Raw genomic sequence first — 23792 nt, 5'->3', positions numbered from 1 at the left:
GATCGCGTGGTGAACGCGCCCCCTTCCACACCCCCGGTTCACTCCGAGCGCCTGCCCGCGCGGGTGAATGGAAGGGGGACGGCGGATACACCCTAGGGGTGGGGGAACCGAGGGGGGACCGTGGAGCGGCGGCGCAACCCCGTGATCGCCGCTCCACGGGCGGGCCGCCCCGGTGCCCCCGGTTCGGCGTCAGCCGAAGACGGCCAGGCTCTTGGCCTTGCCCTTCTGTTCCTCGACCAGCGCCAGGAAATGGCCCTCGGGGCCGAAGACGGCGACCGTACCGGCGCCCGCGTACTCGTCGGGCATGTCGAGCCGTACGCCGTTGGTGAGCAGCTTGGCCCGGCGGCCGTCGACGTCCCAGCGCGGGAAGGCGGCTGCCGCGGCGTCGGCGATCGGCATCACCGTCAGCTCCTGCTGGAGCTGGTCGAGGGTCCTGGCCGAGTCCAGCTTGTACGGGCCCACGCGCGTGCGGCGCAGAGCCGTCAGATGACCGCCGACGCCCAGGTCGGCGCCCAGGTCGCGGGCGAGGGCCCGGATGTAGGTGCCGGACGAGCAGACCACGGAGACCACCAGGTCCAGCACCGGGGTGCCGTCCTCGGCGACGGCGTCCCGGATGTCGTACACCGCGAAGGACGAGACGGTGACGGGGCGGGCGGGGATCTCGAACTCCTCGCCCTCACGTGCCCGCTTGTACGAGCGCACCCCGTCGATCTTGATGGCGCTGACCTTGGACGGCACCTGCATGATGTCGCCGGTCAGCTTGGCGATCCCGGCGTCGACGGCGTCGCGGGTGACCTTCGAGGCGTCCACCGACCCCGTGATCTCGCCCTCGGCGTCGTCGGTCAGGGTCGTCTGGCCGAGCCGGATCGTGCCCAGGTACTCCTTCTCGGTCAGCGCGAGGTGTCCGAGGAGCTTGGTCGCCTTCTCGACGCCGAGGACCAGCACACCCGTCGCCATGGGGTCGAGGGTGCCGGCGTGTCCGACGCGGCGGGTCCTGGCGATCCCGCGCATCTTGGCGACCACGTCGTGCGAAGTGAAGCCCGACGGCTTGTCGACGATGACAAGGCCGTCGGGCGTCCGGTTCTTCTCGGTCATTCGGCGGCGTCGTCCGTCTCGTCCTCGTCGCCCGGCTTCCGGTACGGGTCGGCGTCGCCTGCGTACCTGGCGCCGGCCGAGACCTCGCGCACCTTCTCGTCGGACTGGCGGGCCTTGTCGAGGAGGTCGTCGATGGTCTTGGCGGTGTCGGGCAGCGCGTCGGCCACGAAGGTCAGCGTCGGGGTGAACTTCACGCCCGCCGCCGCCCCGACCGCGGAGCGGAGCACGCCCTTGGCGCTCTCCAGTCCGGCCGCCGCGGCCGCCCGCTCCTCGTCGCCGCCGTACACCGTGTAGAAGACGGTCGCCTCCCGCAGGTCACCCGTGACCCGGGTGTCCGTGATGGTGACGTGTGAGCCGAGCCGCGGGTCCTTGATCCCGCGCAGCAGCTTCTGGGCCACCACCTCTCGGATGAGGTCCGCCAGCCTCTTGGCGCGCGCGTTGTCGGCCACTGGTCCGTCTCCTTAAGTACTTACTTGTTGCTTCAGTCTTCGTCGCTGTGGAGCCTGCGTCGAACCGAGAGCAGTTCCACCTCGGGCCGCGCCGCCACCAGCCGCTCGCAGCGGTCCAGTACGTCGGTGAGGTGTCCCGTGTCCCCGGAGACCACCGCCAGCCCGATCTCGGCCCTGCGGTGGAGGTCCTGACTACCCGTCTCCGCCGCGCTCACCGCGTACTTGCGCTGGAGCTCGGCCACGATCGGACGGACGAGAGAGCGTTTCTCCTTCAGTGAGTGCACGTCACCGAGGAGCAGGTCGAAGGACAGAGTCCCCACATACATGTGTGTCCGGATGTCCCGCCGGTTCGGGGTACGGGCACCGCTTCGGCGCCGATACGGGAACCGTACACGCAACGGCCGGGGCCGATCGACGGATATTACGTCCGCCGACCGGCCCCGATCGCGTGCTGTGACGGTCAGCCGCGCGGCTTCTCGCGCATCTCGTACGTCGCGATGACGTCGTCGACCTTGATGTCGTTGAAGTTGCCGAGGTTGATACCGCCCTCGAACCCTTCGCGGATCTCGGTGACGTCGTCCTTGAAGCGACGCAGACCGGAGATGGTGAGGCTCTCCGCGACCACCTTGCCGTCGCGGATGAGGCGCGCCTTGGTGTTGCGCTTGACCTCGCCCGACCGGACCAGGACACCGGCGATGTTGCCCAGCTTGGACGACTTGAAGACCTCGCGGATCTCCGCCGTGCCGAGCTCGACCTCTTCGTACTCCGGCTTGAGCATGCCCTTGAGGGCCGCCTCGATCTCCTCGATCGCCTGGTAGATGACCGAGTAGTACCGGACGTCCACGCCTTCGCGCTCGGCCATCTGCGCGGCACGCCCTGCGGCGCGCACGTTGAAGCCGATCACGATGGCGTCCGAGCCCATGGCCAGGTCGACGTCCGACTCCGTGACCGCACCGACACCGCGGTGCAGGATGCGGATGTCGACCTCTTCGCCGACGTCGAGCTGGAGCAGCGAGGACTCGAGAGCCTCCACCGAACCGGACGCGTCGCCCTTGATGATGAGGTTGAGTTCCTGCACCAGACCGGCCTTGAGGGCCTCGTCCAGGTTCTCCAGGGAGAACCGGACTCCGCGCCGGGCGAAGTTGGCGTTGCGCTCACGCGCCGCGCGCTTCTCGGCGATCTGGCGGGCCGTGCGGTCCTCGTCGACGACGAGGAAGTTGTCGCCGGCGCCCGGGACGTTGGTGAGACCCAGGACGAGGACCGGAGTCGACGGACCCGCCTCTTCCAGGTTGTCGCCCTTGTCGTCGAGCATCGCGCGGACACGGCCGTACGCGTCGCCGACCACCATGGTGTCGCCGACCCGCAGGGTGCCTCGCTGGACCAGGACGGTCGCGACGGCACCGCGGCCACGGTCGAGACGGGACTCGATCGCAATACCCTGCGCGTCCTGCTCCGGGTTGGCCCGCAGGTCGAGCGAGGCGTCCGCGGTGAGGACCACGGCCTCCAGGAGAGCCTCGATGTTGAGGCCCTGCTTGGCGGAGATGTCGACGAACATGGTGTCGCCGCCGTACTCCTCGGCCACCAGGCCGTACTCGGTCAGCTGACCGCGCACCTTGGTCGGGTCGGCACCCTCGACGTCGATCTTGTTGACCGCGACCACGATCGGCACATCGGCCGCCTTGGCGTGGTTCAGCGCCTCGATCGTCTGGGGCATCACACCGTCGTTGGCCGCCACCACGAGGATCGCGATGTCGGTCGACTTGGCACCACGGGCACGCATGGCGGTGAACGCCTCGTGACCCGGGGTGTCGATGAAGGTGATCTTGCGCTCTTCGTCGTTGACCTGAGTCGTGACCTGGTACGCACCGATGTGCTGCGTGATACCGCCGGCCTCGCCCGCGACGACGTTCGTCTTGCGGATGGTGTCGAGGAGGCGGGTCTTTCCGTGGTCGACGTGACCCATGACGGTCACGACCGGCGGACGCGGGACGAGGAACTCGTCGCCGCCCTCGTCCTCGCCGAACTCGATGTCGAAGGACTCGAGCAGCTCGCGGTCCTCCTCCTCGGGGCTGACGATCTCGAGGGCGAAGTTCATCTCGTCCGCGAGGAGCTTCAGCGTCTCGTCGGAGACGGACTGCGTGGCAGTGACCATCTCGCCGAGGTTCATCATCACGCCGACGAGCGACGCCGGGTTGGCGCCGATCTTCTCCGCGAAGTCGGTGAGGGAGGCACCGCGCGACAGGCGGACGGACTGTCCGTTGCCGCGAGGCAGCATCACGCCGCCGACCGACGGGGCCTGCATGGCCTCGTACTCCTGGCGCCTCTGCCGCTTCGACTTGCGACCGCGACGCGCGGGACCGCCGGGACGGCCGAAGGCGCCCTGCGTGCCACCACGGCCACCCGGACCACCGGGACGACCGCCGAAACCGGGACGACCGCCGCCGCCACCGCCGGGACCACCCGGACGGCCGGCGAAGCCGCCGCCACCGCCACCGGGACCGCCGGGACGGCCGGCGAAGCCGCCGCCACCACCGGGACCGGCCGGACGGCCGGCGAAGCCGCCGCCACCCGGACGACCGCCGCCGCCACCGGGACGACCGCCGCCACCGGGACCGCGGCCACCGGGGCCACCGCCGCCGGGACGCGGGCCGGCAGCCGGACGCTGCGGCATCATGCCGGGGTTGGGACGCGCGCCGCCGGGGCCGCCGCCGGGACGGGGACCGCCCTGCGGACGGGGCATGCCGCCGGGGGTGGGACGGGCGCCGCCCGGAGCCTGCGGACGGGGACCGCCCGCCGCGCCCTGGGGACGGGGACCGCCCTGGCCCTGACCCTGCGGACGCGGGGCGCCGCCGGGACGCTCACCGGGGCCACCCGGGCCGCCGGGGCGAGGGGCGCCGCCGGGACGGGGCGCCTGCGGGCGCGCCATGCCGGTGGAGCCACCAGAGGTGAAGGGGTTGTTGCCCGGACGGGGACCGGCCGGACGAGCGCCGGGACGGGCACCCTGGCCGCCCGGACGCGGAGCGCCGGGACGGTCGCCGCGGTCGCCGCGGCCCTGGCCGGGAGCGCCGCCCTGACCGGGAGCGCCGGCCGGACGCGGGGCGCCCGGACGAGGAGCCTGGCCGGCCGGACGCGGGGCGCCGGGGCGCGGGCCGGAACCCTGGCCCTGGTTCTGGCCCTGGGAGGCCGGTGCGGCGGGAGCCGACGGCGGTGCCGTGAACTCGGGCGTGGTCGGAGCCGGGGACGCCGGGGCGGGCCGCGGCGCGGGCTTCGGGCCCGGGGTGGGACGGGGGCCGGGAGTCACCGGCGCGGCGGGAGCCGCGGGCGTCTCGGCGGCGGCCGGCTTGGGGGCCGGCGGGCGCGGGGCGGCCGGACGGGCGGCCTGCGCGGGAGAGGGGGCTGCCGGACGTGCCGGGGCAGCCTTGCGTGCGGGGGCGGACTTGCCGCCTCCGTTGCCCTGCTGGAGGGCGTCCGTCAACTTACGGACGACGGGCGCTTCGATCGTCGAAGACGCCGAACGGACGAATTCACCGAGTTCCTGGAGCTTGGCCATGACGACCTTGCTCTCAACCCCGAACTCCTTGGCGAGTTCGTATACCCGGACCTTAGCCACTTCGCTCCTTTTAGGTCCGGGTTGCGTCCGGACCGTCGCTACTTCATGGGCGTACTCATCGCGTGCTCATCGAGTGCTCATCGCAATCTCGACCTACTTCCAACTCGCGGGGTACCTGGGCCGCACGGGGGTTCCGCGCGACGCTTCTTACGGTGTTGCCTGCTCAGCAACTGTCTGTCTGCTCGACGTACTGGCGCAACGCCTTTGTGTCGAGCGCTCCCGGGGCGCGCAGCGCCCGCGTGAACGCCCGGCGGCGTACCGCCTGGTCGAAACAGACCAGGGCGGGGTGGATGTACGCACCCCGGCCGGGCAGCGTACCGCGAAGATCAGGGACGCATGCGTCCTTGATCGCCACGATGCGCAGCAGATCGGTCTTGACCGCTCGCTGCCTGCATCCCACACAGGTTCGTTCAGGGCATGCGCGGGCGTGCGTCCGGCCAGACACTCTTAAGTCTACCTCCCCGTACCGACCTCACCCCTTGGGGGCGAGGATCGAACGGTTGTTGTCGTGATCTGAGCCACCGACGGCTTGGATCTATTCCCCGGTCTGCTCGGTGTCCGGCCGGATGTCGATCCGCCAGCCGGTGAGCCGGGCCGCGAGCCGGGCGTTCTGACCCTCCTTGCCGATGGCGAGGGAGAGCTGGTAGTCGGGGACGGTCACGCGCGCGGAGCGGGCGGCCATGTCCACGACCTCGACCTTGGAGACCCGGGCCGGCGAGAGGGCGTTCGCCACCATCTCGGCCGGGTCGTCCGACCAGTCGACGATGTCGATCTTCTCACCGTTCAGCTCGCCCATGACATTGCGCACACGACCGCCCATGGGGCCGATGCAGGCGCCCTTGGCGTTCAGGCCCGAACGGGTGGAACGTACGGCGATCTTGGTGCGGTGACCGGCCTCGCGGGCGATCGCGGCGATCTCGACGGACCCGTCGGCGATCTCCGGCACCTCCAGGGCGAAGAGCTTCTTCACCAGGTTGGGGTGCGTACGGGACAGGGTGACGGACGGACCGCGCACACCCCTGGCCACCCGTACGACGTACGACCGCAGCCGCATCCCGTGCGGGTACGTCTCGCCGGGCACCTGCTCCTGCACCGGCAGGATGGCCTCCAGCTTGCCGATGTCCACGAGCACGTTCTTCGGGTCGCGGCCCTGCTGGACCACGCCCATGACGATGTCGCCCTCACGCCCCGCGTACTCGCCGAGCGTCGCGTCGTCCTCGGCGTCGCGCAGCCGCTGCAGGATGACCTGCTTGGCGGTGGTGGCGGCGATACGGCCGAAGTCGGACGGGGTGTCGTCGAACTCCCGGGGCTCCTGGCCCTCTTCGAGCTCCTCGGGGTCCTCCTTCGCCCACACGACCACGTGTCCGGAGTCCCGGTCGAGCTTCACGCGCGCGTGGCGGTGGCTTCCCTCGGTGCGGTGGTAGGCGATGAGGAGGGCCGACTCGATCGCCTCGACCAACAGGTCGAAGGAGATCTCCTTCTCCCGTACCAAGCCCCGCAGGGCACTCATGTCGATGTCCACGGCTACGCCTCCTCTTCGTTCTTGTCCTTGCGGTTGAACTCGACCTGCACACGCGCTCTGTCGATGTCGGAGAAGGCGAGTCTGCGGGCGGTGGCCTTGCGGCCCTTCACACCGGGCACTTCGAGATCGAGGCCCTCGTCGTCGACCTTCAGGATCCTGGCGACCAGTTCCCCGCCGTCCTCGGTCAGCTGGAACTTCACCAGCCGGTCCACGGCGCGCACGTAGTGCCGGTGTTCCTTGAGAAGTCGTTCCGCGCCCGGGGTGCCGACCTCGAGGGTGTACTCCCCCGCGCCCATCGCGTCGGTCTCGTCGAGCTTCGCCGAGAGCGCGCGGCTCACATCGGCGATCTGGTCCAGGTCGGCTCCGCTGTCCGAGTCGACGACGACGCGCAGCACCCGCTTCCGTCCTACGGAGTCCACGGCGATCTCTTCGAGATCCAGGCCCTGGGAGGTGACGAGCGGTTCCAGGAGCTCTCGCAGCCTCTCGCTCTGGGTGGTGCTCATCCGGGTGACTCCTCGGCCGCGTGTGCTGTTGTGGGTAGGTCGCGTGTCTGGTCAAAGGGTATCCGGTCGCGGAGGGTGTTGCCGTCCAGGTGACCACGGACGCACGGGTACCGTGATCGCCGGCGGGCCCGACCTCCCGCCCGTGTGTTCGTACGAGCTTCCTGAGGACGTCTGCCGTGCCGTACCCCCCTCCGCCGCGCGTCCCCTCCGGGCCGCGCAGAAGATCCCTGCTCGCCTCGGTCGCCGGGGGCGCCCTTCTCGTGGGGTGCTCCGACGGGACCGGAAGCAGCGAGGAGGGCACCGCCGGCAGTCCCTCCCTCGTCGAGCGGACACGCGTGCGTGCGGCTCGGGACAGCCGGGGGATCGTCCAGCGGTACGACGCCGTCCTGGCCGCCCATCCGGGCCTCGCGGAGCGGGTGGGGCCGTTGCGGGCGGAAGCCGTGCGGCATCTGGAGGCGTTCGGGGAGACGGTCAGGACGGCCTCCCCCAGCGCGTCGAGCAGCGCCTCGCCCTCGCCCTCGTCGCCGTCGCCGTCATCGTCGTCGGCCACCGTGCCCGCGACCGAGAAGGACGCCCTCGCCCAGCTGGCCGCCGCCGAACGGGCGCTCGCGGACCGGCGCGCCAAGGCGCTGCTGGACGTGCCGGGTGAGCTGGCCCGGCTGCTGGCCTCGGTGGCGGCGGCCGGCGCCGCGCACGCCTATCTGCTGACGGAGGCCGCCCGATGACCGAGAAGCAGGAGCTGGAGGCCCTCCAGAAGGCGCTGGCCGCCGAGCACGCCGCCGTCTACGGCTACGGCGTCGTCGGGGGCCGGATCGGCGAGGGCCGGCGCGCGGAGGCCATGGCCGCCTACGACGCCCACCGGGCCCGCCGGGACGCCCTGGCGCGCGAGGTGCGGGGCCTCGGCGCGACGCCGGTCGCCGCGGCGGCGGCGTACGCGCTGCCCTTCCCGGTGCCGGACTCCGCCGCGGCCGTACGGCTGGCCGCCGATCTGGAGGACCGGGTGGCCGGGGTGTACGCCGACCTGGTGCGGGCAACCGAGGGCGGGCGGCGGAGCACGGGGGCCGAGGCGCTGCGGGAGGCCGCGGTGCGCGCCGTGCGCTGGCGCGGCCGGAGCGTAGCCTTCCCTGGGCTCGCCGAGCGGGCGACCACGGTGTCGCCCTCGTCCCCGGCCTCGGTCTCTCCCGCGGCCCCCACGGCATAACGCGGCACTGGAAGGAAACGACTCGCGCATGGCTTTCGAACCACCGCGGCGGCTGGTGCGGGCGCTCGCCGAGAGCGTCCCGGACGGTGACGACTGGGTGGAAGGGCTGCCCGAGACCGCCGGACAGGCCGTCGCGCTGCGCGAGTTGACCGTGGAGCGGGTGCAGGTGCCCGGAGGCCGCAGCAGCCTCGTCGTGCTCGTACGGCGGCCCGACGGGACGCCCGCCGTGCTCAAGCTGGTACCGCCCCGGTCCCGGCCGGAGAGCGAGCGGGCGGCTCTCGCGCACTGGGACGGCAGGGGGGCCGTACAACTGCTGGAGCCCTTCGTCACCGAGGGTGTGCTGCTCCTCGAACGGCTGCATCCGGATGTCTCCGTGCGGTCGCTGCCGGAGGCGAAGGCGCTGCTGGAGGCGGCCGGGACCCTGCGGCGGCTGTGGGTGGAGCCGCCCGGTGACCATGTCTTCGAGACGGTCGCCGAACGGACCGGACGGCAGGCCGACGCGATGCGCGGTGCCCCCGCGGAGGTGGCGGGACTCGTCGGCGCGGCTCTCGACGCGCGCGAGTCGTTGCTGGCGTCGCCCCCGGAGACGCGGTTGCTGCACGGCACGTTCCGGCAGAGCAAGGTGCTGTCCGCCGAGCGGTCGCCCTGGCTCGCCGTCGGGCCCGATCCGGTCGTCGGCGAGTGCGCGTTCGATCTCGCCCGGCTGGTGCGGGACCGGGTGGAGGACCTGATCGCCACGCCGTCGGGCGCGGCGACGACCCGCCGCCGGATCAAGCGGCTCGCGGAGTCGCTGGAGGTGGACCAGGAACGGCTGCGGGGGTGGACGCTGTTCCGGGCCGTGGAGTCGGGGGTGCGGGCGCTGCGGGTGGGCCGGCCCCGGGATGCCGAACTGCTGCTGGAGTTCGCCGGGTGGCTGTGAGGCGGCGCTCGGGTACGCCGCCTCACCCTGCCGGTTTTCCCTAGGCGCTCAGGCGGGCGATCGCCTCGTCGACCGTCAGCTCCTCCCGCTCACCGGTGCGGCGGTCCTTGAGCTCCAGGACGCCCTCGGCGGCACGGCGGCCCGCGACCAGGATCTTCGGTACGCCGATCAGCTCGGAGTCGGTGAACTTCACTCCCGGGGAGACGCCGGCGCGGTCGTCGACGAGGACCCGCAGGCCCGCCTCGCGCAGCTTCTCCGAGACATCGAGGGCCAGTTCGATCTGGAGGGCCTTGCCGGCGGCGACGACGTGCACGTCGGCCGGGGCGACCTCGGCGGGCCAGCACAGGCCCTTGTCGTCGGCGGACTGCTCGGCGAGGGCGGCGACCGCGCGCGAGACGCCGATGCCGTAGGAGCCCATGGTCACGCGGACCGGCTTGCCGTTCTGGCCGAGGACGTCGAGCTTCAGCGCGTCCGCGTACTTGCGGCCCAGCTGGAAGATGTGGCCGATCTCGATGGCGCGGTCCAGCTTGAGGCCGGTGCCGCATTTCGGGCACGGGTCGCCCTCCTCGACGACCACGACGTCGACGTACTCGTCTACCTCGAAGTCACGGCCCGCGACGACGTTCTTCGCGTGCGTGTGCTCCTTGTTGGCGCCGGTGATCCAGGCGGTGCCGGGGGCCACGCGCGGGTCGGCGATGTACTTCAGCTTCTCCTGGCGGCCCTGCGGACCGACGTAGCCGCGGACGAGGTCGGGACGGCCGACGAAGTCCTCCGCCGTCACCAGCTCCACGGCCGCCGGCCCGAAGTGCGCCTCGACCTTGTCCATGTCGACCTCGCGGTCGCCGGGGACACCGACGGCCACGATCTCGCCGTCGACCTTCACGAGGAGGTTCTTGAGGGTCTGGGAGGCCTCGACGCCGAGGTGGGCGGCGAGGGTCTCGATGGTGGGGGTGTCCGGGGTCGGGATCTCCTCGAGCGCGGGCACGCCGGCCGCGTCGACCGGCTTCAGCTCGTACGCGATCGCCTCGGTGTTGGCCGCGAAGTCGCAGTTCGGGCAGTCGGCGAAGGTGTCCTCGCCGGCCTCGGCGGGAGCCAGGAACTCCTCCGACTTGGAGCCGCCCATCGCACCGGCGGTGGCGGCGCAGATGCGGTAGTCGAGGCCCAGGCGCGCGAACACCTTCTGGTAGGCCTGGCGGTGCAGCGCGTAGGACTGGGCCAGGCCCTCCTCCTCGGTGTCGAAGGAGTACGAGTCCTTCATCAGGAACTCGCGGCCGCGCAGGATGCCGGCGCGGGGGCGGGCCTCGTCACGGAACTTCGTCTGGATCTGGTACAGGATGACCGGCAGGTCCTTGTAGGAGGACGCCTGGTCCTTCACCAGCAGGGTGAAGAACTCCTCATGGGTCGGGCCGAGCAGGTAGTCACCGCCCCTGCGGTCCTGGAGGCGGAACAGCTCCGGGCCGTAGTCGTCCCAGCGGCCCGTCGTCTCGTACGGCTCCTTCGGCAGCAGCGCGGGAAGCAGCACCTCCTGGGCGCCGATCGCGTCCATCTCCTCGCGGACGATCCGCTCGACGTTGCGCAGCACCTTCATGCCGAGCGGGAGCCAGCTCCACACTCCGGCCGCGGTACGGCGGACGTACCCGGCGCGCACGAGCAGCTTGTGGCTGAGGACCTCGGCGTCCGCCGGGTCGTCGCGCAGCGTCTTCGCCATCAACTGGGACATGCGCTGGACCGGTGCCTTGGCCATGGTTCTCGTACTCCTGCCGGGAAAGGGTGATGGCAAGGAGGTTAGCCGGGCGGGCTGTGGGGGCGGAAATCCGGTGTTCAGCGACGGCGCAGCGGGAGGGGGGCGCCCATCACGGCGTACGGCTTGGGGGCGCTCGGGAAGAGGACCTGGCGGGCGAGGTCCTGGTAGCCGAGGGAGTGGTACAGGCCACGGGCCGGGCTGTCGGTGTCGATCGCGGAGAGGATGGAACGGGGCTCGGCGGCGCCGTCGGTGATCGTGGTGATCAGGGCACGGCCGATGCCGCGGTTCTGGTGGTGCGGGTGGACGTGCAGCTCGGTGATCACGAAGGAGTCGTCGAGCCAGATCTCGTTGTGCTGGGCGCGCAGATAGGGCTCCACGACGGTGGACCACCAGTGGGTGCGGTCGTTGGGCATGCCGTACACGAACCCCACGAGGCTGCCGCCGACGGTCGCGCCGAGCGCTCGCGCACCGGGGTAGGTCATGTGCCGCAGGACGATCTGGCGGCGGACCGCCACCTCGTCGGCGCCGAGACCGAAGGCGACGGCCTGTACCGCGAGGGCCTCGTCCACGTGGGCGGACAGGTCCAGGGGGCCGATGACGAGGTCCATGCCGGGAGCGTACAGGCAGACGCGCTCAGAAGAGGACGCTCATGAAGGCGCCCACCTCTTGGAAGCCCACCCTCTTGTACGTCCTCCTCGCCGCCGTGTTGAAGTCGTTGACGTACAGGCTGACCACCGGGGCGACGTCCGCGAGGGCGTACCGCAGCACCGCGGCCATCCCGGGCGCCGCCACTCCCCTGCCCCGGTACTCGGGGGCCACCCACACGCCCTGGATCTGGCAGGCCCGGTCCGTCGCCGCGCCGATCTCCGCCTTGAAGACGACCTTGCCGTGCTCGTCGAGGCGGGCGAAGGAGCGCCCGGAGCCGACGAGTTCGGCGACCCGGGCCTGGTACAGCAGACCCCCGTCGCCGGCCAGCGGCGAGACACCGACCTCCTCGGTGAACATCGCCACGCACGCCGGCATGATCGTCTCCATCTCGTCCTTGCGGATGCGGCGGACGTACGGATCCGGGGCGATGGCGGCGGGCATGCGGTCGGTGACCATGAGGGGCTGGTTCGCGCGGACCTCGCGGGCCGGGCCCCAGCTGGGCTCCAGCAGACGCCAGAGCTGGGCGGTGGGTTCGGCGGGTCCGACGATGGAGGAGCAGCGGCGGCCGGCCCGCCGGGCGCGGTCGGCGAAGGCGCGGACGGCTCGGGGGGTCGCGCAGATCGGGACCAGGTTGGCGCCGGCGTAACAGAGGGACGTGAGCATCCCGTCCTCGTACCAGCCCCACATCTCGCCACCGAGCCGCCACGGGTCGAGGCCGGCGACCTGCACCCTCGACGTCACGAAGGCGTTCGCGACCGGATCGCGGTCCAGGACGGCGAGAGCGGCGTCCAGGTCGCTCGGTTCGAGGACCCGGGAGGTCGTCTGGGTCAACACGGGCGGGGCCTCACACTGGGGTCTGCTGATCTCCGCACTGTACCTGCGGAAGCTGAGGCGTGCCGAGCCGCGTTCAGGTGCCGGTTGCCCGTGGGGTGCCGTGTGTTTCGGTGACCGTCCCTGGGGGCTGCGCCCCCGACCCCCCTTCGGCCCTGAAGGGGCCTCGTCCTCAAACGCCGGACGGGCTGGACGTCCCGGACCGGCGTTGAGAAGACCTGACCCCGATAAGCCTCGTCAGCCCGCGACCGACACGGACGGCTCGCCCGAGGAGACGCCCTCCGCCTCCATCTGCTCGGCCAGCTTCATGGCCTCCTCGATCAGGGTCTCCACGATCTTGGACTCGGGGACGGTCTTGATGACCTCGCCCTTGACGAAGATCTGGCCCTTGCCGTTGCCGGAGGCGACGCCGAGGTCGGCCTCGCGGGCCTCGCCGGGGCCGTTGACGACGCAGCCCATGACGGCGACGCGGAGGGGGACCTCCATGCCGGTCAGGCCCGCCGTGACCTCCTCGGCCAGCTTGTAGACGTCGACCTGGGCGCGGCCGCAGGACGGGCAGGAGACGATCTCCAGGCCGCGCTGCTTGAGGTTCAGGGACTCCAGGATCTGGTTGCCGACCTTGACCTCCTCGACCGGCGGGGCCGAGAGGGAGACGCGGATGGTGTCGCCGATGCCCTGGGAGAGGAGGGCGCCGAAGGCGACGGCCGACTTGATGGTGCCCTGGAACGCCGGGCCCGCCTCCGTCACGCCGAGGTGGAGCGGGTAGTCGCACTGCGCGGCCAGCTGCTTGTACGCCTCGATCATGACGACCGGGTCGTTGTGCTTCACCGAGATCTTGATGTCCCGGAAGTCGTGCTCCTCGAAGAGCGACGCCTCCCACAGGGCCGACTCGACGAGCGCCTCCGGCGTCGCCTTGCCGTACTTCTGGAGCAGGCGGCGGTCCAGGGAGCCCGCGTTCACGCCGATGCGGATCGGGGTGCCGTGGTCCTTCGCGGCCCGCGCGATCTCCTTGACCTTGTCGTCGAACTGCTTGATGTTGCCGGGGTTCACCCGGACCGCCGCGCAGCCCGCCTCGATGGCGGCGAAGACGTACTTGGGCTGGAAGTGGATGTCCGCGATCACCGGGATCTGCGACTTGCGGGCGATCGTCGCGAGGGCGTCGGCGTCGTCCTGGGTGGGACAGGCCACGCGCACGATCTGGCAGCCGGAGGCCGTCAGCTCGGCGATCTGCTGGAGCGTCGCGCCGATGTCGGACGTACGGGTCGTCGTCATGGACTGGACCGAGACCGGGGCGTCGCCGCCGACCGCGACGGTGCCCACCTGGATCTGCCGGCTCTTGCGGCGCTCGGCAACCCTGGTCGGAACGGACGGCATGCCGAGAGAAATCGCAGTCATCTGCAGTGCAACCCCAAGTCGTGGATCAAGGTCCAGGTCCCGTCAGCGGCGGGCTCCAGGCTTCGAGATTACGGCACCGACCGCGACGCGAGCACATCCCGCCCGCCAAACCCACTCAATGGAAGGCGACCCGGCATGGCACACACCGGGCCGCCTCGAACGCCGGATGGCTAGGAGATGCGGACCGGGTTAACGACGTCCGCGATCAAAACGAGGATCGTGAAGCAAATGAAGATCCCCGCCACCACATAGGCCACCGGCATCAGCTTCGCCACGTCGAACGGGCCCGGGTCCGGGCGCTTGAGGAGCTTGGCCAGGTTGCGGCGCAGGGACTCCCACAGGGCGCCGGCGATGTGGCCGCCGTCCAGGGGGAGCAGCGGGAGCATGTTGAAGAGGAACAGGGAGAGGTTGAAGCCCGCGACCAGCATCAGGGCCATGGCGAGTTGCTGGGTCGGGGGGATGTCGAGGGTGAAGATCTCGCCGCCGACCCGCGCCGCGCCGACCACGCCCATCGGGGAGTCCGGTTCGCGCGGGGCGTCGTCGAAGGCCGCGTTCCACAGGGCCGGGATCTTGCCGGGGAGGGCGGCCAGGGAGTCGACGGCCTCGCCGACGCGGTCGCCCATCCACACCACGGAGTCGCCGAAGTCCTGCTTGACGATGCCGGTGGCGGCGCTGAAGCCGAGGAAGCCGGCGGTGACGTACTCGCCCTGGACGTACTGGCCGCTGGAGTCCTTCTTGGCGACCTGGTTGCTGGCGATCTTCGCCGTCAGCGTCACGTCCTTGCCGTCGCGCTCGACGACGATCGGGACCGTCTTGTCGGGGTTGGCGCGGATGAGGTCGGAGAGCTTGTTCCAGTCGTCCGTCTTCACGCCGTTGAACGAGAGGATCTTGTCGCCCGCCTTGAGGCCGGCGGCCGCGGCCGGGGAGGCCGGGTCGGAGGCCTTGCAGTTCTGGCGGTCCTGGCTCTGGGCGATCACGCACTTGGAGACCGAGCTGACCGTGTTGGTCTGCTGGGAGATGCCGAAGCCCATGAGGACGGTGAGGAACAGGGCGACCGCGAGGATGAGGTTCGCGAAGGGGCCCGCGAACATCACGATGACGCGTTTCCAGGGCTTACGGGTGTAGAAGAGGCGTTTCTCGTCGCCGGGCTGGAGCTCCTCGAAGGCGGCCGAGCGGGCGTCCTCGATCATGCCGCGCCAGGGGGAGGTGGAGCGGGCGCTGATACGGCCGTCGTCGCCGGGCGGGAACATGCCGATCATGCGGATGTAGCCGCCGAAGGGGACTGCCTTGATGCCGTACTCCGTCTCGCCCTTCTTGCGCGAGAAGACGGTCGGGCCGAAGCCGACCATGTACTGCGGCACGCGGATGCCGAAGAGCTTGGCGAAGGACAGGTGCCCCAGCTCGTGCCACGCGATCGACACCAGCAGGCCGAAGGCGAAGAGCACTATGCCGAGGATGAACATCAGGGTCGTCATGCACGGGCCTCCGCCGTCTGTGCCGTCAGTTCCCGGGCCCGGGTCCGCGCCCAGGTCTCCGCTTCGAGGACGTCCGCGACGGTGAGCGAGGTTCCCCGGCGCGGGGTGCCGTGCTCGTCCACCACCCGGGTCACGGTCTCCATGATCCCGTTGAACGGCAGCGCGCCGGCCCGGAAGGCCTCGACGCACTCCTCGTTGGCGGCATTGAACACCGCCGGGGCCGTGCCCGCGAGCTGTCCCACGTGTCTCGCAAGGTTGACCGAAGGAAACGCGTCGTTGTCGAGCGGGAAGAACTCCCACGTCGACGCCTTGCTCCAGTCGAAGGCGGGCGCCGCGTCGGGGACGCGCTCGGGCCAGCCGAGACCGATGGCGATCGGCCCCCGCATGTCGGGGGGCGTCGCCTGGGCGATCGTGGATCCGTCCGTGAACTCAACCATCGAGTGGACATACGACTGGGGATGCACGACCACCTCAATGCGGTCGAAGGGAATGTCGTAGAGGAGGTGCGCCTCGATGACCTCGAGACCCTTGTTGACGAGGGTCGCGGAGTTGATCGTGATGACCGGGCCCATGGCCCAGGTGGGGTGGGCGAGGGCGTCCTCGACGGTGACGTCGGCGAGTTCTTCCTTCGTACGGCCGCGGAAGGGGCCGCCGGACGCGGTCACGACCAGCTTGCGGACGTCGGCCCTGGTCCCGGAGGCCAGTGCCTGGAAGAGGGCCGCGTGCTCGGAGTCGACGGGGATGATCTGCCCGGGCTTGGCGAGGGCCTTCACCAGGGGGCCGCCCACGATGAGCGACTCCTTGTTGGCGAGCGCGAGGGTGCGGCCCGCCTCCAGGGCGGCAAGGGTCGGGGCGAGTCCGATGGAGCCGGTGATGCCGTTGAGGACGGTGTGCGCGTCGGAGGCGGCGAGCTGGGTGGCCGCGGCCGGTCCGGCGAGGATCTCGGGGAGCGGCTCGCCCGCGCCGTAGAGACCGCTGAGCGCCTCGCGGAGCTGCGGTACGACGTCCTCGCGGGCGACCGCGACGGTCCGTACCCTCAGCCGGTGCGCCTGCTCGGCGAGGAGGGCCACGCGTCCGCCGTTGGCGGAGAGCCCGGTCACCCGGAAGCGGTCGGGGTTGCGCAGCACGAGGTCGATGGCCTGGGTGCCGATCGAGCCGGTGGAGCCGAGGATCACCACGTCCTTGGGGCCGTCGCCCGCCACGGGGTCGTAGACGAGGTGCGGGTCGGCGAGAGGGGCTGGACTGTCGCTCATCTCTCCATTGTGGCCGTAAGGACGGCGTAGGAGGACAGCGCGTCCCCCTCTCGGGGGGCGCGCTGTGGTGAGTGGTCAGCGGACGGGGCGGTGGACGTTCTCCTTCTCGGAGGGGCCGGGGGTGGCGTCCGCGATCCAGACGCCTTCGCCGGAGGGGTCGACGATGCCGTCCTCCAGCCAGGCGTAGGTGCCGGAGAGCACGCCCTTGACGACCTTGCGGTCCTGGTCGTCGGTGTTGTTCCACAGGCGGCCGAAGAGTTCCTCGACGCGGAGGCGGGACTGGTGGCAGAAGGCGTCGGCGAGCTGGTAGGCCTCGCGGCCGTGGGCCTCGGTGGTGTAGAGGAGTTCGGCGCGTACGCAGGCCGCGCTCATGGCGAAGAGTTCGGCGCCGATGTCGACGATGCGGCCGAGGAAGCCCTGCTTGGTCTCCATGCGGCCCTGCCAGCGGGACATGGCGTAGAAGGTGGAGCGGGCGAGTTTGCGGGCCGTGCGTTCGACGTAGCGCAGATGCGTCGAGAGGTCGACCTCGCGCTTGAACTCACCGTAGGAGTTCGGCAGTTGACCCGGCCCCGCGACCAGCTTCGGGAGCCACTTGGCGTAGAAGACGCCCGCGTTCGCGCCGGCCTTCGCCTTGTCGCCGAGGGACTTCTCCGGGTCGATGAGGTCGCCGGCGACGGAGAGGTGGGCGTCGACGGCCTCGCGGGCGATCAGCAGGTGCATGATCTCGGTCGAGCCCTCGAAGATGCGGTTGATGCGCAGGTCGCGCAGGACCTGTTCGGCGGGGACCGCCTTCTCGCCGCGGGCCTTGAGGGATGCGGCGGTCTCGAAGCCGCGGCCGCCGCGGATCTGGACGAGTTCGTCGGCGATGAGCCAGCCCATCTCGGAGGCGTAGAGCTTGGCGAGGGCGCCCTCGATGCGGATGTCGTTGCGGTTCTCGTCGGCCATCTGGGAGGACAGGTCGAGGACGGCCTCCAGGGCGAAGGTCGTCGCCGCGATGAAGGAGATCTTGGAGCCGACGGCCTCGTGATGGGCGATCGGCTTGCCCCACTGTTCGCGGGCCGTGGACCACTCGCGGGCGATCTTCAGGCACCACTTGCCGGCGGCCACGCAGGAGGCGGGCAGCGAGAGGCGGCCGGTGTTGAGGGTGGTGAGGGCGATCTTCAGGCCCGCGCCCTCGGCGCCGATGCGGTGGGCCGCCGGGACCCGGACCTGGTGGAAGCGGGTGACGCCGTTCTCGATGCCGCGCAGGCCCATGAAGGCGTTGCGGTTCTCGACGGTGATGCCGGGTGAGTCGGTCTCGACGACGAAGGCGGTGATGCCGCCCTTGTGGCCCTCGGACTTCGGGACGCGGGCCATGACGACGAGGAGGTCGGCGACCACGCCGTTGGTGGTCCACAGTTTCACTCCGTCGAGGAGGTAGTCGTCCCCGTCGGGTACGGCGGTGGTGGCGAGGCGGGCCGGGTCGGAGCCGACGTCCGGTTCGGTGAGGAGGAAGGCGCTGATGTCGGTGCGGGCGCACCGGGGCAGGAACTTCTCCTTCTGCTCCTGGGTGCCGAACAGCTTCAGCGGCTGGGGCACGCCGATCGACTGGTGGGCCGAGAGCAGCACGCCGATCGCGGGGCTCGCGGAGCCGGCCAGGGCGAGTGCCTTGTTGTAGTACACCTGGGTGAGGCCGAGGCCGCCGTACTTGGTGTCGATCTTCATGCCGAAGGCGCCGAGCTCCTTGAGGCCCGCCACGACCTCGTCGGGGATGCGGGCCTCGCGTTCGATGAGGGCGCCGTCCACCTTGGTCTCGCAGAAGTCGCGGAGTTCGGCGAGGAATTCCTCGCCGCGCCGGGCGTCCTCCTCGGGGGGCATCGGGTGCGGGTGGATGAGGTCGAGCCGGAACCGGCCGAGGAACAGTTCCTTGGCGAAACTGGGCTTGCGCCAGTCCTGCTCCCGGGCGGCCTCCGCCACCTCGCGGGCCTCGCGCTCGGTGACGACGGGCTTGGTGGACGGTGCGGACATCAGGCTCACCTCGTCGTGAATCGGGATCTTGGGGGCCGTATGGTTACCGACGGGTGCTACCCGATCGTATGTACCTGATCCGGGGCGAGGCCACCACCCTTCGCGCGGCCGTTCGGCCGATGTCGACGGAATCCGGCGGGGTGTCGAGCGGTGGGGGCGCTGGTGCGGGTGCCGGTGCCGGGTTCGTGTCCGGCCGTTGTGCAGGGCACGTCCATGTGGGGGAGGTTGGCGGGGCGGGCAGCCCGGACGACCCCCGCCCAGCCCCGGAGGCACCCACGTCCCCCGGTCCATAGCCCCCCGCAGCCCGTCGTGGTAGGCAGGTGGCCCCGCCCCGGCCGCGCGTCCAAGAGTCTCTGTCGAAGCGCTTCGACAACCTATGGACACCCACTGTCGGGAGAGCTACTGTCGAACCACCCCCACCCGCACCTGTTCGTACTGCGCACTGTCGAAGCGCTTCACAAAGCTTGGAGAGCTGGATGGTCACCCTCGCCGAGGTCGCCCAGCACGCCGGAGTCTCGGCGAGCACGGTGAGCTATGTCCTCAGTGGCAAGCGGTCCATCTCGACGAGCACCCGGCAGCGGGTCGAGGAAAGCATCCGCGAACTCGGCTACCACCCGAACGCGGGCGCCCGCGCCCTCGCCAGCAGCAGGTCGAACATCATCGCGCTGATGATCCCGCTCCGCACCGACATGTACGTGCCGGTGATGATGGAGATCGCCATCGCGGTGGCCACCACCGCGAGGACCCACGGGTACGACGTCCTGCTGCTGACCGGCGAGGAGGGCCCCGACGCCGTACGACGGGTCACCGGCAGCGGTCTCGCCGACGCGATGATCCTGATGGACGTCGAACTCGACGACGAGCGGCTGCCGTTGCTGCGCGGCACCGACCAGCCCTCCGTGCTCATCGGCCTCCCCGCCGACACCTCGGGACTGACCTGCGTCGACCTCGACTTCCGGGCCACCGGCGCGCTGTGCGTCGAGCACCTCGCGAAGCTCGGTCACCGCGACATCGCTGTCATCGGCGAGGCTCCGGCGGTGTACGAACGGCACACCGGTTTCGCCGAGCGCACTCTGGACGGACTGCGGTCGCGGGCCCAGGAGTTGGGCGTACGCCTGCTGCACCGGCCGTGCGAGGGCGGGTACGACGCGATGGCCGTGACCCTCGCCCGCGTCCTCGACGAGCGCCCGTCCACCACGGGCTTCGTCGTGCAGAACGAACAGGCCGTCGAACCGCTGCTCGCGCTGCTGCGCCAGCAGGGCAGGGCCATCCCCGAGGACGTCTCGGTGGTCGCGATCTGCCCCGAACAGGTCGCCGTCCAGGCCTCGGTGCGGCTGACGTCGGTCGCCATCCCCGCCCAGGAGATGGGCCGGCACGCCCTGGAGCGTCTCGTCGCCAAGCTGGAGGGCCGCGGTGAGGACGAAGTCGTCCTGATCGAGCCCGAGTTGACGGTCCGGTCGAGCACGGGCCCGGCACCTTCGGCGGCCTGACCGCTCACCCACCTCACGTCACGCCCCACGCTCACTTCACGCACCACGTCTCACTTCACGCACCGCATGTCACGTGCCTGCGCGGCACGCCCCTGCACTCCTCCAGGAGCACTCCTCGTGAATCAGCCTGCCGAAATCCAGCCCAAGGTCAGCCTCGCGCAGTCGTCCCCCACCGTCGGCACGTTCCGGGAGCGGGACGGCGCGCTGGAGTGGAGCGGGCGCCAGGAGACCGTACGCGTCGAGCCGTGGGGTCCGGACGCGGTACGCGTGCGGGCCCGGCTCGGCGGGCCGGTCCTGGAGGGGCAGCCGGGCGCCCTGCTCGACGAGCCGCCGGCCACCGAGAGCACGGTCAAGATCGGTGACGGGGAAGCCCAGTTGACGGTGGGCGCGCTGACCGTCCACGTCGACGCCGAGGGTCAGATCCGCTTCCTGCGCACCGAGGACCTGTCCGAGCTGCTCGCGGAGGCCCGCGCGCACTTCTGGTGGCCCGGCGCGCGCCTGTACACCGCGGTCGGCAACGGCCACCACCGTCTGGAGCAGCGCTTCGCCGCCTACGACGACGAGAAGCTGTACGGCCTCGGCCAGCACCAGCACGGCAAGCTGGACCAGAAGGGCCTGGTCCTCGACCTGATCCAGCGCAACGCCGAGGTCGGCATCCCGGTCCTCGCCTCCAGCCGCGGCTACACCCTGCTGTGGAACAACCCGGCGATCGGCCGTGTGGAGCTCGCCCACAACGGCACACGCTGGGTGGCCGACTCCGCGCGCCAGATCGACTACTGGATCACCGCGGGCACCCCGGCCGACGGCCAGCGCCGCTACAGCGCGGTGACCGGCCGTACCCCGATGCTGCCGGAGTGGGCGGCGGGGTTCTGGCAGTGCAAGCTGCGCTACCGCACCCAGGACGAACTCCTGTCCGTGGCACGGGAGTACAAGCGGCGCGGACTCCCGATCTCCGCGATCGTCTGCGACTTCTTCCACTGGACGCACCTCGGCGAGTGGAAGTTCGACCCCGCCGAGTGGCCCGACCCGGCGGCGATGGTCCGTGAACTGGACGAGCTGGGCATCAAGTTGGTGGTGAGCGTGTGGCCGTCGGTGTCGCCGCTCAGCGAGAACCACCCGGTCATGGAGCAGCGCGGTTACTTCATCGGCACGCAGTACGGTCCGATGGCGCACGCGGACTGGCCGGACAAGGGGGTCGCCTCCACCGTCCAGGTCGCTTTCTACGACGCGACGAACCCCGAGGCCCGGGAGTTCATGTGGTCCCGGGTGAAGGAGAACTACCTGGAGCCGTACGGCATCACGGCGTTCTGGCTGGACGCGTGCGAGCCCGAGCTCAAGCCCGGCTTCCAGGAGAACCTGCGCTACTGGGCGGGCCCCGGCCTCGAGGTCGGCAACATGTACCCGGCCGAGAACTCCCGTACCTTCCACGAGGGCCTGACCGCCGCCGGCGAGGAGGTCATCACTCTCAACCGCTCGGCGTGGGCGGGCAGTCAGCGCTACGGCGCCGCGCTGTGGTCCGGTGACATCGGCACCGACTTCCCGACCCTGCGCGAGCAGATCGCGGCCGGTCTCAACACCGCGATGTCCGGGATCCCCTGGTGGAACACCGACATCGGCGGCTTCCACGGCGGTGACCCGGACGACCCGGCGTACCGCGAGGTCATGGTCCGCTGGTTCCAGTTCGGTGCGCTGTCACCGCTGATGCGGCTGCACGGCTTCCGCGACCCGGGGATGCCACTGGGTCCGGACATGACCGGAGGCCCGAACGAGGTGTGGTCGTACGGCGAGGAGGCCGGCGCGATCATGGAGAAGTACCTGCGGCTGCGGGAGCGGCTGAAGCCGTATGTCCTTCGGGTGATGCGGGAGGCGCACGAGGAGGGGCTGACTCCTATGCGGCCGCTGTTCCTGGAGTTCCCGGAGGACCAGGCGGCCTGGTCGGTCGACGACGCGTACCTCTTCGGGGCGGATCTGTTGGTCGCGCCTGTTCTCACGGCGGGGGCGACGGCTCGTACGACGTATCTTCCGGCGGGGGCGAGCTGGACGGACGCGTGGACGGGTGTGTCGTACGAGGGGGGCACGACGGTGACCGTCGACGCCCCGCTGGACCGGATTCCGTTGTTCCTGCGGGACGGGGCGCGGTTGCCGATTCAGGACGTGCCGCGGTAGGGCGTCGGTCGGCTGCGGGGCCGTCGTGGCTGGTCGCGCAGTTCCCCGCGCCCCTGAGGAGTTGCGGTCCCGCTGCCAGAAGAGGGGCCGCAACTCCGCATTGAAACCGGTCAGTCGCGGCAGATCGAGGGCAGGGCACGCACCAGGGCGCGGGTGTGCAGGGCGTCCAGGCGGTTCTCGTGGTGGACCTGGAGGCCGGCCAGGGCCAGCTCGGGGCGGCAGGCGAGGGTGCCGCGGGTCCCGGACGTGCCGGCCAGGGCCTGCACGAGTGCGCTGGTGATCCGGTTGATCTCCTGCCGTACGACGCTCAGGTCGGGCTTGGTCGTCGGGGCCTCGTCGGGGTGGTCGGTCCAGCGCTGGAACAGGCCGCGCTGGACGGTCTTGTTGGCCTCGATCTGGTCGCGGAAGATCACCCGGATCTCCTCCGGGTCGGCGCCGAGCTGCTGGGCCTGGGCGGCCACGTTGTCGAGGACCTGCTGTTCGCGGGCGGGGTCGTCGATGGGGCTGTCGGTGCCCCACTTGGCGGCGGCGACCAGGTCGGCGGTGGCCAGGCGTTCGGCGGCCAGTTCGACGACAGGGTGCAGGGGGGAGAGGGAGTCGGCGGCGGCCTGGGAGGCCGCGCCGGTCCCGGGGACCGGAACCGCGACCGCGGTACCCGTCGCGGTGAGAACGACGGCCGCGGTCGCGGTCAGGGTGATCAGGGCGCGTCGGAGGGGGATGGTGGTACGCATGTCACCATCCAACCCGACGCTCCCCCACGGTCAGGTCAACTGCTGCTTACGGTGAGGTTGTTGGTGGTGAAGTTCAGGCCGCCGGAGGAGCTGGTGATCTCGAAGCCGAACTGCACGTCACCGATGGTCTCGTTGCCGAACCAGCCCTTGGTGTCCTTGATCCACTTGAGGATCGGGAGGATGTTGACCGTGCCGGAGCTGGAGTTGGAGGTGCGGACGAAGGAGAAGACCTGGTTCGCGCCGTTGGTGCCCTTGTAGACGGTCCAGGTGTGGCCGCCGAGCGTCACGTTGCCCTGCGAGGTGCCGAGGGGGCCGACGGCTCCGGTCTTGTTGACCCAGAGCATGATCTCGTAGTCGTAGTCGGTGTCCCAGATGTCGTACGACGTGTTGTACGCGCCGGACGAGGGGACCGTGACGTTGTAGTTGCTGGAGAGCGAACCGAGCGAGGTGATCGACTTGTTGATCACCTTCTTGGAGTTCGGGTAGGACTTGATGCCGCCGGTGTTGGGGTGGTTGGCGTTGACACCCCAGTTGGTGCCGGAGTTGGCCCAGATGCACTGGCTGCCGGCGCCGGAGCCCCAGATGTTGTTGTAGAGGGTGTAGCCGTTCAGGCTGGTGTTGGCCCACTGGTCGCAGGAGCTCCAGACGGCGGCGGACGCGGGCGCGGAGGCGAGTCCGACGACGGCGCCGACGGCCATCGCCGGGGCCAGTACCGCTGTGGTGATCTTGCGCAGAGTGCTCTTTGCCATGGTG

At 70.7% G+C, this 23792-nt stretch carries 21 protein-coding genes; 5 read left to right on the top strand and 16 right to left on the bottom strand.

The features are described 5' to 3' along the window. Positions 1-189: 189 nt before the first annotated feature. The 7 genes from truB to rimP all read right to left on the bottom strand — a co-directional run bounded on the left by truB (position 190) and on the right by rimP (position 7179). Positions 190-1095 (bottom strand): tRNA pseudouridine(55) synthase TruB, encoded by a 906-nt coding sequence (gene truB / locus ACFYZ8_RS43625; protein WP_359034937.1) that lies wholly within the window; start codon positions 1093-1095, stop codon positions 190-192. Next, the gene (rbfA, locus tag ACFYZ8_RS43620; protein ID WP_359034939.1) at positions 1092-1544 is read right to left on the bottom strand and encodes a 30S ribosome-binding factor RbfA; all 453 of its coding nucleotides are present in this window, start codon (positions 1542-1544) and stop codon (positions 1092-1094) included. Before rbfA ends, truB begins: the two co-directional genes overlap by 4 nt. A 32-nt stretch (positions 1545-1576) precedes the next feature. After that, positions 1577-1870: a DUF503 domain-containing protein gene (locus tag ACFYZ8_RS43615; RefSeq protein WP_019064765.1), complete on the bottom strand. Its 294-nt coding sequence runs from the start codon at positions 1868-1870 to the stop codon at positions 1577-1579. Positions 1871-2004: 134 nt separating this feature from the next. After that, positions 2005-5154, bottom strand: coding sequence for a translation initiation factor IF-2 (gene infB / locus ACFYZ8_RS43610; protein ID WP_359034941.1), 3150 nt, complete (start codon positions 5152-5154; stop codon positions 2005-2007). Positions 5155-5317: 163 nt separating this feature from the next. Then, positions 5318-5599, bottom strand: a complete 282-nt coding sequence (locus ACFYZ8_RS43605; RefSeq protein ID WP_359034943.1) for a YlxR family protein — start codon at positions 5597-5599, stop codon at positions 5318-5320. A gap of 90 nt (positions 5600-5689) precedes the next feature. Further along, positions 5690-6676: a transcription termination factor NusA gene (nusA, locus tag ACFYZ8_RS43600; protein ID WP_359034945.1), complete on the bottom strand. Its 987-nt coding sequence runs from the start codon at positions 6674-6676 to the stop codon at positions 5690-5692. 2 nt (positions 6677-6678) lie between these two features. Continuing rightward, complete coding sequence (gene rimP / locus ACFYZ8_RS43595; protein WP_359034947.1) at positions 6679-7179, bottom strand: ribosome maturation factor RimP; 501 nt, start codon at positions 7177-7179, stop codon at positions 6679-6681. Positions 7180-7355: 176 nt separating this feature from the next. On the opposite strand from rimP, the gene ACFYZ8_RS43590 reads away from it, so the two are divergent. The 3 genes from ACFYZ8_RS43590 to ACFYZ8_RS43580 are packed head-to-tail and all read left to right on the top strand — an operon-like array spanning position 7356 to position 9299. Beyond that, positions 7356-7904 carry a hypothetical protein gene (locus ACFYZ8_RS43590; RefSeq protein ID WP_388533927.1) on the top strand — a complete coding sequence of 183 codons (549 nt, stop codon included), beginning with the start codon at positions 7356-7358 and terminating at the stop codon, positions 7902-7904. Next, positions 7901-8380, top strand: coding sequence for a ferritin-like domain-containing protein (locus ACFYZ8_RS43585; protein ID WP_388533929.1), 480 nt, complete (start codon positions 7901-7903; stop codon positions 8378-8380). Before ACFYZ8_RS43590 ends, ACFYZ8_RS43585 begins: the two co-directional genes overlap by 4 nt. Positions 8381-8408: 28 nt before the next feature. Beyond that, the gene (locus ACFYZ8_RS43580; RefSeq protein WP_359034953.1) at positions 8409-9299 is read left to right on the top strand and encodes an aminoglycoside phosphotransferase family protein; all 891 of its coding nucleotides are present in this window, start codon (positions 8409-8411) and stop codon (positions 9297-9299) included. A 40-nt stretch (positions 9300-9339) separates the two neighbouring features. Here ACFYZ8_RS43580 and ACFYZ8_RS43575 read toward each other — a convergent pair whose 3' ends face one another. The 7 genes from ACFYZ8_RS43575 to ACFYZ8_RS43545 form a co-directional block, all read right to left on the bottom strand. Beyond that, on the bottom strand, positions 9340-11043 hold the full coding sequence (locus ACFYZ8_RS43575; protein WP_359034955.1) for a proline--tRNA ligase: 1704 nt from the start codon (positions 11041-11043) through the stop codon (positions 9340-9342). Between the two features lie 77 nt (positions 11044-11120). Further along, positions 11121-11651, bottom strand: a complete 531-nt coding sequence (locus tag ACFYZ8_RS43570) for a GNAT family N-acetyltransferase (protein ID WP_359034957.1) — start codon at positions 11649-11651, stop codon at positions 11121-11123. Between the two features lie 25 nt (positions 11652-11676). Continuing rightward, positions 11677-12525 carry a GNAT family N-acetyltransferase gene (locus ACFYZ8_RS43565; protein ID WP_388533933.1) on the bottom strand — a complete coding sequence of 283 codons (849 nt, stop codon included), beginning with the start codon at positions 12523-12525 and terminating at the stop codon, positions 11677-11679. Positions 12526-12759: 234 nt separating this feature from the next. Then, positions 12760-13917 (bottom strand): flavodoxin-dependent (E)-4-hydroxy-3-methylbut-2-enyl-diphosphate synthase, encoded by a 1158-nt coding sequence (gene ispG / locus ACFYZ8_RS43560; protein WP_359034961.1) that lies wholly within the window; start codon positions 13915-13917, stop codon positions 12760-12762. A 170-nt stretch (positions 13918-14087) separates the two neighbouring features. Further along, on the bottom strand, positions 14088-15380 hold the full coding sequence (locus ACFYZ8_RS43555; protein ID WP_359035051.1) for a site-2 protease family protein: 1293 nt from the start codon (positions 15378-15380) through the stop codon (positions 14088-14090). 8 nt (positions 15381-15388) lie between these two features. After that, complete coding sequence (gene dxr / locus ACFYZ8_RS43550) at positions 15389-16645, bottom strand: 1-deoxy-D-xylulose-5-phosphate reductoisomerase (RefSeq protein WP_388533936.1); 1257 nt, start codon at positions 16643-16645, stop codon at positions 15389-15391. A gap of 75 nt (positions 16646-16720) precedes the next feature. After that, entirely contained in the window at positions 16721-18652 is a 1932-nt protein-coding gene (locus ACFYZ8_RS43545; RefSeq protein ID WP_388533938.1) for an acyl-CoA dehydrogenase family protein, read from the bottom strand. A 476-nt stretch (positions 18653-19128) separates the two neighbouring features. Between ACFYZ8_RS43545 and ACFYZ8_RS43540 the strand changes: the two genes are divergently transcribed. Both ACFYZ8_RS43540 and ACFYZ8_RS43535 read left to right on the top strand, forming a co-directional pair. Next, positions 19129-20142 carry a LacI family DNA-binding transcriptional regulator gene (locus ACFYZ8_RS43540; RefSeq protein ID WP_359034968.1) on the top strand — a complete coding sequence of 338 codons (1014 nt, stop codon included), beginning with the start codon at positions 19129-19131 and terminating at the stop codon, positions 20140-20142. Between the two features lie 117 nt (positions 20143-20259). Next, on the top strand, positions 20260-22308 hold the full coding sequence (locus tag ACFYZ8_RS43535; protein ID WP_388533942.1) for a TIM-barrel domain-containing protein: 2049 nt from the start codon (positions 20260-20262) through the stop codon (positions 22306-22308). A gap of 110 nt (positions 22309-22418) precedes the next feature. Here ACFYZ8_RS43535 and ACFYZ8_RS43530 read toward each other — a convergent pair whose 3' ends face one another. Together ACFYZ8_RS43530 and ACFYZ8_RS43525 are read right to left on the bottom strand one after the other, a co-directional pair. After that, positions 22419-23039 carry a chorismate mutase gene (locus ACFYZ8_RS43530; RefSeq protein WP_388533944.1) on the bottom strand — a complete coding sequence of 207 codons (621 nt, stop codon included), beginning with the start codon at positions 23037-23039 and terminating at the stop codon, positions 22419-22421. A gap of 35 nt (positions 23040-23074) precedes the next feature. Further along, complete coding sequence (locus ACFYZ8_RS43525; RefSeq protein WP_359034974.1) at positions 23075-23788, bottom strand: hypothetical protein; 714 nt, start codon at positions 23786-23788, stop codon at positions 23075-23077. Positions 23789-23792: the final 4 nt, after the last annotated feature.

This window comes from Streptomyces sp. NPDC001668, from assembly GCF_042893155.1.
In the GTDB taxonomy this organism is placed as follows: domain Bacteria; phylum Actinomycetota; class Actinomycetes; order Streptomycetales; family Streptomycetaceae; genus Streptomyces.
Note: the sequence above shows the minus strand (reverse complement) of the source record. Positions and strands in the feature narration are given on the sequence as shown.